General features: G+C 57.6%; 10 protein-coding genes. 2 read left to right on the forward strand and 8 right to left on the reverse strand.

Going from position 1 to position 13598, the window contains the following annotated elements; translation table 11 throughout:
- Positions 1–7 precede the first annotated feature (7 nt).
- The 4 genes from H7F31_RS28570 to H7F31_RS28585 all read right to left on the reverse strand — a co-directional run bounded on the left by H7F31_RS28570 (position 8) and on the right by H7F31_RS28585 (position 4803).
- Positions 8–1540 carry a sulfatase gene (locus tag H7F31_RS28570; RefSeq protein WP_187101572.1) on the reverse strand — a complete coding sequence of 511 codons (1533 nt, stop codon included), beginning with the start codon at positions 1538–1540 and terminating at the stop codon, positions 8–10.
- Positions 1521–2978: an ABC transporter substrate-binding protein gene (locus tag H7F31_RS28575; RefSeq protein ID WP_187101573.1), complete on the reverse strand. Its 1458-nt coding sequence runs from the start codon at positions 2976–2978 to the stop codon at positions 1521–1523. Before H7F31_RS28575 ends, H7F31_RS28570 begins: the two co-directional genes overlap by 20 nt.
- Before the next feature lie 26 nt (positions 2979–3004).
- Positions 3005–3823 (reverse strand): carbohydrate ABC transporter permease, encoded by an 819-nt coding sequence (locus tag H7F31_RS28580; protein WP_087565904.1) that lies wholly within the window; start codon positions 3821–3823, stop codon positions 3005–3007.
- 83 nt (positions 3824–3906) lie between these two features.
- Positions 3907–4803 (reverse strand): carbohydrate ABC transporter permease, encoded by an 897-nt coding sequence (locus tag H7F31_RS28585; RefSeq protein ID WP_187101574.1) that lies wholly within the window; start codon positions 4801–4803, stop codon positions 3907–3909.
- A 191-nt stretch (positions 4804–4994) separates the two neighbouring features.
- On the opposite strand from H7F31_RS28585, the gene H7F31_RS28590 reads away from it, so the two are divergent.
- Together H7F31_RS28590 and H7F31_RS28595 are read left to right on the forward strand one after the other, a co-directional pair.
- Positions 4995–6275, forward strand: coding sequence for a response regulator transcription factor (locus H7F31_RS28590; RefSeq protein ID WP_187101575.1), 1281 nt, complete (start codon positions 4995–4997; stop codon positions 6273–6275).
- Positions 6272–8047, forward strand: a complete 1776-nt coding sequence (locus tag H7F31_RS28595; RefSeq protein WP_187101576.1) for a sensor histidine kinase — start codon at positions 6272–6274, stop codon at positions 8045–8047. The genes H7F31_RS28590 and H7F31_RS28595 overlap by 4 nt, the downstream gene beginning before the upstream one ends.
- Before the next feature lie 1073 nt (positions 8048–9120).
- On the opposite strand, the gene H7F31_RS28600 is transcribed toward H7F31_RS28595, so the two are convergent.
- The 4 genes from H7F31_RS28600 to cntE all read right to left on the reverse strand — a co-directional run bounded on the left by H7F31_RS28600 (position 9121) and on the right by cntE (position 13545).
- Positions 9121–10137, reverse strand: coding sequence for an asparaginase (locus tag H7F31_RS28600; RefSeq protein ID WP_187101577.1), 1017 nt, complete (start codon positions 10135–10137; stop codon positions 9121–9123).
- A gap of 28 nt (positions 10138–10165) precedes the next feature.
- Complete coding sequence (locus H7F31_RS28605) at positions 10166–10867, reverse strand: copper homeostasis protein CutC (protein WP_187101578.1); 702 nt, start codon at positions 10865–10867, stop codon at positions 10166–10168.
- Between the two features lie 337 nt (positions 10868–11204).
- Positions 11205–12065, reverse strand: a complete 861-nt coding sequence (locus tag H7F31_RS28610; RefSeq protein ID WP_187101579.1) for a phosphotransferase family protein — start codon at positions 12063–12065, stop codon at positions 11205–11207.
- Between the two features lie 253 nt (positions 12066–12318).
- A complete protein-coding gene (gene cntE, locus H7F31_RS28615) occupies positions 12319–13545 on the reverse strand; it encodes a staphylopine family metallophore export MFS transporter CntE (RefSeq protein ID WP_187105588.1) in 1227 nt (408 codons plus the stop codon).
- Positions 13546–13598: the final 53 nt, after the last annotated feature.

Genomic DNA, 13598 nt, shown 5'->3' on the forward strand with positions numbered 1-13598 from the left:
CGTCTCCCTACAGCCCCAGCCGTACCGCCTGCTCGGGCGGCGCGCCCAACTCCGCGAGCTTTTCGCGCAGCGCCCCTCGCATGACGGCGAGCTTGTCCGGATGAATCGCCGCCCGGTTTACCGTTTCGCCCGGATCCTCCGACAGACAGGTCAGCCATGTCGGCTCCGGCCATGAGGCCGTAACGACGGCCCTGCGGCCTTCTTCGACGGGACCGAGCTCGTATTCGATAAATTTGGCGGCATGATGGCTGTACCAGTACAATGGTTTGTTGCTTGCTATAGGCGTCTGATGAAGCATCCATCGCCCGTCCGTCAGCGATACGCTGCGCCCGTACATGCCGGTGATCGCGTAAGAGCGCGTCGGCGCATCCGGCGACATGACGGCCGGTACAAGATCGACGCCATGTATCCCCTCCGGACACGGGATTCCAAGCACGCTAAGCACTGTCGGGTAGATGTCGACAAGCTGCGCGAGCTGCTCGCGCCGTTCGCCCTGCGGACCTTCAGGATGCGCGATTACAAGCGGCAGCCTGCTGCATGAAGCAAAGTGATGCGTCTGCAGCTTGCCGATGCGGCCGCGGTCGCCGTTGTAAGTGCCATGATCGGTCGTGAAGATCAGCACGGTGGACTCCCACAGCCCATGCTCGTCCATCTTGTCCATCAGATGGCCGAGCCACTTGTCGGTCAAGACAACCTGCGCCGCATACCTCGCCTGCACATGTCTCAGCTGATCGGGCGTCATATGCCGCTCCCATTCGTCATACGGCACCATCGAGTTCCAACGTTCCACGTCATAGCCGCGCGGGTCGAACATCTTCAGCAAATCTTCCGGCGGATCCCAAGGTTCGTGGGGATCGAAGCAATCGATGTGCAGATAAAACGGATCATGCGTATGGTTGCCGTCCAGCCATTCGGCCGCGCTGCGGAATACGCGCTCCGCAAACGGAGCGCGCTCCTCCGGAGGAAGCGCCGCGAGGTTGCGGAAATGCCGCTCGACCTTATGCGTATCCCCATCCGGCACCTCGAACTCGACGGGATCGGTCTTCCAGGCGTCTGCTTCGTGTCCTCTCACAAACTCGAAGCCGCTGTAGCCCATATGATAGTTGCCGGCGCCCCGCTCCCACAGATGGAAGTGGTCGGTCACAAGGTAGCTGACCGGCCGTCCTTCGCGAAGCTGCTGCGCCAGCGACTGGTTGGACGAGCCCGAGATTACGCGCGGCAGATCCGCGTCATCGTCCTCGAGCGGTCCCCAGCCGCGCTCAAGAAATTCATAGCGCCCCGTATAGATGTCGCGGCGAGCCGGCATGCAAGGCGTAGAGCCTGCCCATGCCTGGTCGAACACGACGCCGCGCTTCGCCAGCCTGTCCATATTGGGTGTCGGCACGACCCAATCGGGCTGCTGCGCATGCGTCACGCCGGATAGCGGAAGGCCCCCGTGATAGGGGCCGCAATGATCCCGCCGCAGCGTGTCGCAGACGATGACGATGCAGTTCATCGGCCGCGAAGCGCTCATGGCCGGCTTATTTGGAACCGTAGCCATTGTCCTTGTTCCAGCTGTTCTGCGTGGCTGCCGCTGCCATGTCCGTCGTAAGCGTATTGTTCATTTCCGTCGTAAATTTCTCCAGGTCGATCGAACCTTCCAGATACAGCTGGCCGATTCTCACGAGATCCTCATTGAGCTTCTTGTCGATATGGGCCGCGTAGAAGTTGACGAGGATACGGTCGCCGACGAATTCGAAGCCTTTGAGATTGTCAGGCAGCTTAGCGCCCGACAGCGTCGTCGTCAGGTACAGCTTGTTGCCAAGAATCGACGCGACATCCGGCGAGGTCAAATATTTCAGCACGTCTACAACGACGTCAAGCTTCTCGCCCGTCACCGTCTTAGGCACCGTATACACGCCGTCCGGGTAGCCGCCGAGCTCGTAGTAGCGCTCCGAAGCGTCCGGATGTTCGGCCTTCGTCAAGTAAGGAAGCGCGAACGTGCCGTATTCGAATTTGCGGCCGCTGAAATCCTGAATCGATTTGAGCTCGAAGTTGCCCGCCATCATCATCGCCACGTCGCCGCGCAGGAACATCTGCTTCGCCGTGTCGCCGTTGACGCCGTTGTAGCCTTTGGCCCAATACTGCGACCAGTCCTTGATGATCGGGAATACCCCGTTCCACTCCGGGCTCGTCAGGTCGATCGTCTTCTCGGAGACGGCGCCGACGATCTCGTTGAGTTCCAGCTGCTTGTTTCCGTTATAATCGTACGAAGCCACCTTATCGGCCGCGATCTGGTTAGTCAAAATATTCGTCGCCCACAACAAGTGGTTGTCGCCCGGCTTCGAATTGGCAAAGGCGAACGGAGTAACGCCTGCGTCTTTCAGCGTTTTCTGCACGTTCAGAAATTCGGTCCATGTTTTCGGAACTTCCAGATTATATTTGTTAAACAGATCCTGGTTGTAGAACACGCGGATCGCCAACGTTTGCAGCGATATGCCCGCAAGCCTTCCGTCTACGGGGTTTTTCATCTCATTAAATACGGTTGGCGCAAAAGTATCCTTCCATACCTTATCCTCGTTGTACGGGTTCGGCTCGTCGTAGCGCGCCGTCAAGTCGGTCAGCAGATCCTTGTTCAGATCCTCATGCGTCCAAGTATAACGGCTTGGGAAAATATCGGGCGCCGTGCCGCCAATCAACGCGGTAGTCATCCAAGTGCGCGCGGCGTCGCCGTCATTGGGCGTATACTCGATTTTAAACGTGACATTCGGATGTTGACTGGTATAACCGTCGAGAATTTCCTTCCAGACCGTCTTCGTCTGCTCTTCCTTCGGCGTCTCCATCGCGAATCGCAGCTCGACCGGCGCTTTGTCTTGACCCGGCTCGGCGCCGTTTGAATCCGGTTTGTTGTTTCCGTTGCTGCTGCAGCCTGCAATGACGACCGACAACGATAAAGCTGTTACGAGTAACGATTTGAACCAACGATTGCTTTTGCTCATGTGCTGAACACCCCTAGTTTATATTCCTAACCTTTGACCGCGCCGGACGTAATGCCGGAGATAAAAGGTTTGGTAGCGAGAAAGAAAAATGCGAGCAGAGGCAGCGACGAGATAACGTAACCCGCCAGCTTGACGCTGATGCCTTGGTCAAGAGTACCGGTAACCGTCGACAGCGCGAGGATGACCGGTTTTACCGAATCCCCGGTTGTGGCAACCAGCGGCCAGATATAGTTGTTCCATCCCGCCAGGAAATTCAGAATCGCGACGGTCGCGATTACGGGCAGTGACAACGGCATCACGATGCTTGCATAGATGCGCCATTCGCTGGCGCCTTCCGTATCGGCTGCGTCGAGCAGGCTTTTCGGAATGCCTTCGAAGAACGCCCGCATGAGGAACGTCGCCATCGAAGCGCCGAACGCCATCGGCGGGAAAATCTGGCCTTGATACGTGTTGAGCATGTCCAGCTTCTGCACCAGCATAAACTGCGGAATAAGGAGCAGGAAGCCGGGAATCATCATCAGCGATAAAATAAGCAGGAACAAGGCGTTTTTGCCGGGATAATCGAAACGAACGAACGAATAGGCGGCCAGGGACGAGATTATGATGACCCCGACCACGATACAGGACGAGATAAACACCGTGTTCCAGATAAATGGCGCGATCTGGCGGAACGCCGACGCGTAATTGTCTCCGTGCAACGGGAACGACGGCGTCCAGAACTCCAATATCATTTGGTCAAAATGTTTGAACGAGCTAATGAGCAGCATATAAAACGGGAATAGTGTAAGAACGAGCAGGAAAACGAGTCCCGCGTACACTCCCCACGACGTCTTGCGGTCCGTCATGACGGCGATTCCTCCTTCTGTGCGGATATGGCGCGATTTGGCGCGCGCGGCATGAGCCTGTTTCACCCGTTGCGGTCGCACGGTCAATCGATTTTGTCCGTGTCGCGGATAAACCGCTGGTTCACCCAGGTCAGTAGCAGCACGACCGCAAACAACGTCACTCCGATAGCGGAAGCATAACCGAGCCGGCTGTAAGAAAATCCTTGGATGTATAAGTACAGCGCCGGCGTCATCGTCGACGTGCCGGGACCGCCGTTCGTCAGGACGAGAACATTTTCAAAGCTTTGAATTTGATTAATCAGCGTAAGCACGAGAATCAGCTTGATCTGGCTGCGCACAAGCGGCAGCTCGATGTGTTTGAACCGTTGCCAAGCGTTCATGCCGTCCAGCTTTGCGACCTCGAACAGTTCCCCCGAGATGGCCATCAGACCTGCAAGATAGAGCAGAAAATTGATGCCTCCGATCCAAGGGAAATTTACGAAGACAATCGACGTAAACGCCGTTTTGCTCTCGCCAAGCCAGGCATGCGTCCATGATTCCAGGCCAACGACTTTAAGAAATTCGTTTAGTACGCCGTATTCGCCCGCAAATATCCACTGCCATGTCAAAAACACGATGATAGACGGTATAACGAGCGGCACGACAAACCAAACTTTGAAAAACTGCTGCAGCTTCCGGTTCGTTACATGAAAGACCAGCACGGCCGCAATTAGTGGCACGATTAGTTGAATGATGACCGCCGCGAACGTAAATCCCGCGACGTTGCCGAGTGAATCCAGAAACGTGGCGTCCCGGACCAGCTCTTTGAAATTGGCCAAACCTACGTAAGACTTGACGTTTGCCCCGTTCCAATCGTACATCGACATGCGCAAAGCGTCGAAAAACGGGATGAATTTAAAGGATGCCAGTACGGCAAACACGGGAATCAAAAACAAGTATCCCTTCCAATTGCGGCGCAAACGCGCCAATGAAGCGCTCATGATGCGTATCCCCCCTCCTGTCGGCTTCACGCCGATCTCTTATCCATTCCCTTGCGGCGATGTTCTCAGTATAAAGAAAGCGGTTCAATTTCATAAGGGCGCATTCTTTGACAATAGGAGGGTCGTTTTTTGGCGTATCTTGCAATCGGTCCCGCAAGCGGTATACTTGTGGACAAAGGAGGGAGCTTGCTATGAACGTGCTTATTGTAGACGATCAGCGGCTGTCGCGCTCCCGGCTGATCCAGCTGGTGGACTGGCAGGGGCTTGGGATCAAGCTGGCCGGCGAAGCCGCGAACGGGCAAGAGGCGCTTGAAAAAATCGGCGACACGGATGCCGATCTCATCTTGACCGACGTGCGGATGCCGATCATGAACGGCTTGCTGCTCATCGAAAAAGCTCGCGAGCAATACGGCGACGATATCGGCTTTATTGTAACAAGCGGCTACGACGAGTTCGAATACGTGCGGCAATCGCTGCGTTTGACGGTAGCCGATTATCTGCTCAAACCGGTCGACGGCGGAGAGCTGAATGCGGTGTTGTCGCGAATCATCGAGGCTCGCAGGGAACAGACGGCACGGCAGGAGGCCCAGTTGCGTCACCGGCAGGAACAATGGTTGTATTATGTCGTGGAGGGCGTGTTCGAAGGAGACACGGCGCTAATGGAAGCGGAGGCAGCCGACGCCGGCTTTGTCGAAGCGGGGCGGGCGTACGCCGTCGCGGCGCTTGAGCCGGATGCGGGTCTTGGCGCCGATGTCTTGGCCAGCGCGCTGCCTGCCGGGGCGGTGCGGATCGTCATCCGCACTCGCGGCGCATGGCTGGCGGCGATAGCGCTGCCTGCGGGGAAAGCGGACGATGCCGGCTCGCGTTGCCGTGCAGCCGGTTTAACGATATCAAGTTTCGAAGACAAGCTCGCCGAGTGGCCTCGATTGATTCGCGGAACAATCGGTCGGACGGCTGAAGACGGCGTCCGTCGATCGACGGACGGGCGGACGGATGGGCAGACGGGTGAACAGGCGGATGACGTAGTCGCAGGAACGAGAAGCGGGTCTTTCGCCAACCGGGGGACGGAGGCGGATTCAGACGGCGGCTACGGCGGAATTGGAGCGGAGCGCCCGGACGCTGGGATGCCGGATATCCGGCAAGCGATGCTGGAGATGAAAGCTTATATCGACGTGCACTTCCGAGAGTCGCTTACTCTCACGGAATTGGCCAAGCGGCTGTATATTAGTCCCGGCTACTTCTGCTCGCTATTCCGACAGGCTACAGGGGTGAACTATTTGGAATACATTGCCTCCTTGCGCATGGATTTCGCTAAGCGGCTGCTGACCGAGGATCCTAGCCGGCGCATCAACGAAGTGGCGGAGCTCTGCGGCTATCAGGATCTGAAGTACTTCCGCAAGCTGTTCAAGCGCCATCACGGCATGACGCCTATGAAGCTCAAGGAGGAAGCTCAAGGAGGAAGCCCAGCATGATCCGCCGCTCGATGCATAAGCTGAGAAGCAGCATTAGAGCCAAGCTGCTTCTCACCCTCGTATTAATCGCGGCTTTGCCGCTGACCGCGATCGGAGTCATTCTGTACAGCTCCACCGTTCGCTCGTCGGAGGAACAGACGATCCGCAATCGGCAGCAGGAAATGCGCATGCTTGGCGTACAGCTGGCCGCTTTCGTCGAAAGGATCGAACGTTATACCCGCGCCATCTACACGGGCGAAGTGCAAGCTTTGCTGAACGAGGGTCCGCCAGAGGATCTCGTCCGATATAAACGATGGGAGAGCGAGCTGTTCCAGCGATTCGACGAGTGGTACGGATATATGAACATCCAAACGCCTGTGAACAACGTCGTCTGGGTCTCGGCCGACGGGCGCATCGTATCCAAGGAACGCAACATCGAACCCTACAACTCCTGGATCAAACAGCCCTGGTTCGACAACGTGATGGCCCAAGGCGGACAAGCGGTCGTGGCGGGCCCCTTTCATCGTCTTGAGCCTTACGGCCAGCCGGATCGATTGCCGTACGCGGTCGTCATCGGCCGCAAAATCAACAATACGCAATCCACGGCTCCGCTAGGCGCCGTGCTGGTCGAGCTCAATCTGAGCACGATCGCCGCGCTGATGGCCGAGACCGACACTTCCAACGTGCTTGTGCTGGACAATGCAAATCGAATCGTCTACAGCAGCGATCTGGACGAGATCGGATCGAATTGGCTGTTGTCCACCGACTGGGATAATCTTTCCGGCAAGCGGCTCCTCTGGAAAGGAGAGGAAATGTTCGTCAATCAGACGTGGCTGTCCGGCATCGGCTGGCGAGCCGTCAGCCTCGACCCGGTCAAAAAGCTACACACCTATGCCGATTCGTTCCGCAATACAACGATTCAGGTCGGGCTTGTCGCGCTGGCGTTCGCCGTATTGCTGGCGGTGCTCGTAGCCAGACGCGTATCCCATCCCCTGCGAGAGCTCAAGGAGCGGATGAAGCAGCTCCAGTCGGGCCAATTCCCGCCTGCCGTGGAAGTGCACAGCACCGACGAAGTCGGGCAGCTCGCGCACGGCTTCAACCGGATGAACGAGCGGATCGAGAATCTGATCAAGGACGTCTACCACTCCGAGCTGATGCGCAAGCAAGCGCAGCTTCAGGCGCTTCATTCGCAAATCAACCCGCATTTCCTGTACAACACGCTGGATGCGATGAGCGCGCTTGCCATCATCGAGCGCGTCCCCGTGCTGTCGCAAATGTCGGTGATGCTGGCCGATATGTTCCGCTACAGCATTTCCTCCGGCGAGTCGCTGGTGTCGCTGCGGGACGAGATCGAGCAGGTGCGCCGTTACTTCGAGATCAACCAGATCCGATACGATTACCGATTCCATCTGCATATCTCCGTACCGGATTCGCTGATGGGGACCCCTATCCCCAAGCTGACGCTGCAGCCGCTCGCGGAGAACGCGATCTACCATGGACTGGAGCTCCGCCCGGATGACAATGGTTTCCTCGCTGTAACGGCTTATGTCGCCGACGAATTTATCCGGATCGAAGTATTCGACAACGGCATCGGCATGTCCCCGGAGACGCTGGAGGCGCTGCGCGCGAAGCTGGCGATGGCAGCCAAACACCCTGACGCCGAACATATCGGACTTGCCAACGTGCAGCAGCGGCTGCAGCTTCATTACGGCACGACCCACGACATCGAGGTGGAGTCGAAGGAAGGCGCCGGCACCAATATCGTGCTGAAGCTTCCGCTTCCGAACGAGTGACGTTCCAGGAAGGTCCGCTTATAAATACGGAACAGGGCTGTTAACGCCCGGCTCTGTAACCCGATTTTTTCGGGTTACAGCTCACAATGTCGCTCCGCGCGGCTCTGTAACCCGATTTTTTCGGGTTACAGCATCCAAAGTTACTCCGCTACGCCCTGTAACCCGATTTTTTCGGGCTACAGCATCCAAAGTTACTCCGCTACGCCCAGTAACCCGATTTTCTCGGGTTACAGCATCCAAAGTTACTCCGCTACGCCCTGTAACCCGATTTTCTCGGGTTACAGCATCCAAAGTTACTCCGCTACGCCCAGTAACCCGATTTTTTCGGGCTACAGCTTCCAAAGTTACTCCGCTACGCCCTGTAACCCGATTTTCTCGGGCTACAGCATCCAAAGTTACTCCGCTACGCCCTGTAACCCGATTTTCTCGGGCTACAGCATCCAAAGTTACTTCGCTACGCCCTGTAACCCGATTTTTTCGGGTTACAGCATCCAAAGTTACTCCGGTGTGCCCTGTAACCCGATTTTTTCGGGCTACAGCATCCAAAGTTACTTCGCTAAGCCCTGTAACCCGATTTTCTCGGGTTACAGCATCCAAAGTTACTCCGCTACGCCCTGTAACCCGATTTTCTCGGGTTACAGCATCCAAAGTTACTCCGCTACGCCCTGTAACCCGATTTTCTCGGGTTACAGCTCACAAAGTTGCTCCGTGCGGCTCTGTAAACCGACTTTTTTGGGTTACAGCTCACAAGGGGCTCGTGAATGGACAGATGTGTATGAATTATCATCATACACAAACGGCAACACGGGTTCGTGAGTTACTAAGGGGTTGTCCCAACAGTCATCTAGCAAGACTGTTAGGACAACCCCTTTCGTTTCCGCGCGATCACGATGATCCTTAATGAAGCAGTCGTGCTGATAATTTGACTCATCCTGCTGCGGTTTCTTAACATCGCCGCCTGCTCTGCTCGTTCTGCTCGTTCTGCTCGTTCTGCTCGTTCTGCTCTTTCTGCTCGTTCAGATCTGCTCTGCTCTGTCTTGTTCTTTCCTCCTGGCCCGCTTAGCCATAGCCCGCTACCTCTTCGCGTTCCAATCGAAGCCGATCCGGTGCTCGCCTACGCGGGTGCCGGATCCGTTGACGATTTCCACCGGACATAGTTGCAGCAGCCGCTCAATCGTCCGCTCATCCTCGTAACCGATCTGCATGAGGATAGAAGCGACGACGAACGGCCACTTGTCCTCGCTGCCGTCCATCACTTTAAAGGCGAAGCCGATCCCCTGCTCTTTCAACGCGAAGCAATAGATGCCTTTGGCCCCGCCCTTGGCTACAATGTTGGAATCTTCCAGCAGCGCCGGACAGATAAGATCGCTGCCCGACACCCACAGCGGACGCGCATGCATCGCTGCCGTCAGATCCGCCGCGGCGGCGGACAGCTTTCCGTCGCCGACCGTCTCCGGACGCGCCAGCCGCAGAAACGCCCGCGCCATATGATAGATCGGCATGCCGAACACCGGCAAGCCACAGCCGTCGATGCCGATCGCGATATCCTCCGCGTCGATGCCGGACAACACTGACAGGAGGCCGATAATCTCCTGCTGTAGAGGATGCGACGGCTGCTCGTACCCTTGCTCCGGATAACCCGCGGCTCGGCACACGGCGAGCATGCCGAGATGTTTGCCGGAGCAGTTATGGTACAAACGTCGCGCGGGCGCTTCTCGCTTCAGCAGCTCAACCCGGCTTGGCCCGTGCAACGGGTAGGCCGTGCTGCACGCCAGTTGCCGCTCTTCTACGCCGATCTTTGCCATCAACGATTCGAGCGTCTCGACATGGAACGGTTGCGATCGGTGCGAAGCCGTCAAAATCGCCTGCTCGTCCTCCGTGAGCTTCAACTGCCGGTGCAGCCCTCTTGCAAAGAAGGGCAGCGCCTGAAAAGGCTTGGCAGCCGACCGCATGTAAGTTACATGACGAGGATTGCCGATCTCCCTTACGATTGCGCCATTTAAGTCGACCGCAACAAGATGGCCGACATATTCGCACTCGACCAGCGGCCCCCTATGCTCTTCCACGAGCAGTCCTGCTTTCTCCGTCATTGCCCCTCGACCTCCTCATTGATGTCTGTCATTCGTTCTGTCCGCCGCGAAGAAGACGCGCGCATGCCTCCACCCGTTCGGGATCGATCGGCGAATCCTCTCTGCCGCCAATCCTTGCTCCGGTCCCGAAATGAACCTCGTTTACGCCCTCGGCATCCTCCAGGAACGCTTCGAGCTTCTCTACCGTCAAACCTTTGGCCGCGATTAGCTTCAGCGGCGTAACCGCCTGCAGCTCGCGGAACTTATGTCGCGCGTTCCATGCGCCGTCGGCGTGGCCGCCTGACGTCAACACGCGGTCGACGGACGGGATCCGCTCCAGCTCGCGCAGCGCTTCTGCGATGTCCCGCGCTTCATCGATCGCCCGGTGGTAGGTCACCGGCAACATCGGCGCTTCCGCGCATAGTCTCTCCACTGCGGCAACGTCGACTTGCCCATCCGGCGTCAGCACGCCAAACACCAGCCCCGCCGCTCCTGACTCGCGGATCATGCGTATATCCGCCGCCATCGTCTCCAGCTCGTCCGATGTGTAGACGAAGCTTCTGCTATGCGGCCGCACCATCACGCGCACGGGGATGCGCACGGCTTGCACGGTCCGCACGATCGTGCCGTAGCTAGGCGTCAGGCCGCCTTCCGACATGGCTGCGATCAACTCGATGCGATCGGCCCCTGCCCGTTCGGCCGCCAGCGCTTCAACAGGCGAGGTCGCTATGATTTCCAATTTTCGCAACATGATTGATTCACCCTCAATTTAACTTTCGTCGAATTTCGATCCTTGTAGCAGGGCTTCTGCCGCTATTTGCGGCAATCCCGCTCTCCTTACCATAGCGAATGCATATACCGTTTGCCAAGGGGACGTTTTGTTCTGGTAGAGGGGCATTTTTTGGAGCATGCCGCAAGCATTGCGGAACTATTGGAGCGCCGGAATATGGAGATAGCGTTAACGGATTGGATGATGGACTCCTTCGCGCTTGCGCCTCTCACAAAAAATCGTCAAAGTTGTCCGGTGTCAATCCTTGGGCAGCGATGCGCTACGGCGCAACGGCGATCTCCCATGATTGTGCCCCTGCCTATAGGAGCGAAGGATCCAACCAACCATTGCCTTGTATCAGCCCTTTCACCCGCTTGATCGTATCCGCCTTTCGGAACGTGCCGCCCCGCTTCATCAGGAAGAGCCATCTCAGGATGCCAAGCGCCTCGAACGCCTCCAGCTCCTCCCGTTCCATCGGGTTCTCTTCCAGATAAGCGGAACGGAACAGGGCCGCGTTCCTCTCGGACAGATAGATGCGCATGAGAACAAGCGACCAGGCAAAGTCGTACCGGGCATCTCCCCGCTGGACGTTCGTCCAATCAATGACGGTTAGCCGCTCTCCGTTCTCCACGATGTTGTTGAGATGATAGTCGCCATGGATGATGGCGTCTCTCCTAAGTCCCGCCTGAGGCAGGATCGCGTGCAAGGCTTGGTCGATAGGCTCGTATTGTTCGGCTTCGGCGAAAAAATAGCTTTTAAACTCGTAGCTTGGCAAGAAAGAATCGATCTCCGTTTCGATGCCGATGCGATGGATGGCCGATAGAAGTTTGGCGAGCTCCGTTATTTTCTTCGGATCCGCCTTGCGGATGCTCGTTCCGTCGAAAGTCGTGAGCAAGACGGGGTTGCAGTCGGCATCCTTGCCCCAGCCGAGCGGACGGGAAACGGCAATGCCTCTCTCCGCGAGGATTTGCAACAAATGGTACTGGACATCGACGCGCGGCTTCGATTGTTTGTTCCACACCTTCCATACGAAGCTGGCATTGGCGGAACGCAGCTCTTTCACTTCGGCTTCGAAGCCCTGCGCCATTTCATGAACGGTCACGCTCTCTCCCTGATGGATGAGCTCCTCGATTTCCTCGTTTCGTGCTGACCATTGCACGGTTGCCAGGGGGTTCCCCACTCTACATCGTCCTTTCATGGTGAATACGGGCCGGCGTCCCATCGCTGTTCCGTCCTGACCTCGGTTGCAATCTGTCCTTCACCAATTCGAGATCGGGGGACTTATCCCCTTCCGGGGAGGCTCATGAATTGTGCATAAAGCCGGCGAGACCGACTCATTCCCGCGCAGCATATGAAGCTGCAGCCAGCCGAATTCTCGCCAATGCCAAAAGGGCCGTAGTTACCGGATCATCCGGTTTCTACGGCTCTTCCCTTTAACTGCGATTAGACGCTCGTTCCGCTCCCGATACGTTGCCGCTCCCCATGCGTCCCCGCAGGGCAATGGAAGCAGCGAGCAGCGCGATGACGGCGCAGATCAAATACATCGAGGAATACGACGCGAGGTCCGCGACCGGTCCCATGACGATGCCGCCGAGGGATACGCCGAGATCAGCCGTCGCGATGAACAGCCCGATCAGCACGTTGCGCTCCGTCTTCGGCAGCACGAAGCTCAAGTAGGTCGTCAGCGTCGGATACAGCAGCGCCTGCACGGTGCCCATCAGCGCGGCGCCGGCATAGAACAGCGCCGGTCCCCCCTTCGCCGCCAGCCCGACGGCAACCGAAGCGGCGACAAGCATGAGCATCGTCCCTCCGACGAAGCGGTTGCTCCACTTGCCGTCCGACGGGATGCGGGACCGGAGCAGGAACCGGGCGGCTACGACAACGGCCGCCTGAATGACCAGATAGACGGCGGCGCTCACTCCGTTGATCTGGCGGGCATACAACGGCACGAACGCCGTCACCGCTCCGAACACGAGCGAAGCGGTCAGCATGAGCGTCCCGCAGCGCCGAAGATGGGGATTGCGGACCAACTGCCCCATGGCTTGCCACATCTGGACGGCCGGATTGCCTGGGGGAGCCGCTTCGCCATCGCCCTTCTCCTCCGGAGCGCGATGAATCCTGGCCGTGAACCCGACCACGCCGGTCAAAATAGCAATGGCGACCATCGACAGCGTAAATGCGTGCATCTCCCCCGTCCGCCACATGCCGATGGCAAGCAGCGGGCCGAATATGCCCGGCATATAGGAACATAAGGAATACATGGAGATGCCTTGCGAACGATCCTTATCCGGCAGCGCGTCGATGATGCCGAGCTGCAGCGCCATGGAGAAGAAGGCGGTGCATACTCCTTGCAGCACGCGAGCGAACAGGTAACCGCCGAGACCCGTGAACGAGTAGACCAGCAACGCCAGTCCGTTGACGATCAGAATGATCCGCAGCACCCGGATGGGGCCGTAACGCTGGATGACTTGTCCCGCCCAAGGGCGGAAGACCATCGTCGTCAGCAAGTAAGCCCCCATGATGATGCCGATGGTCGTATTCGTCGCCCCCAGCGCCTCCCCTTGGAGGGGAATGATGACGTTCAGGATGGAATTGGCGCTGAAGTAGAGCAGCGTAAGCATATAGAGCCGAATAAACGGCCAAGACAGCGCACCTTTCACCGACACGTTCTCCTTTCCGATCAAGCTGGGACAATCCGCGAGCGACGCCGCCA

Origin of the sequence: Paenibacillus sp. PAMC21692 (assembly GCF_014303795.1) — a bacterium.
GTDB classification, from domain to species: domain Bacteria; phylum Bacillota; class Bacilli; order Paenibacillales; family Paenibacillaceae; genus Pristimantibacillus; species Pristimantibacillus agaridevorans.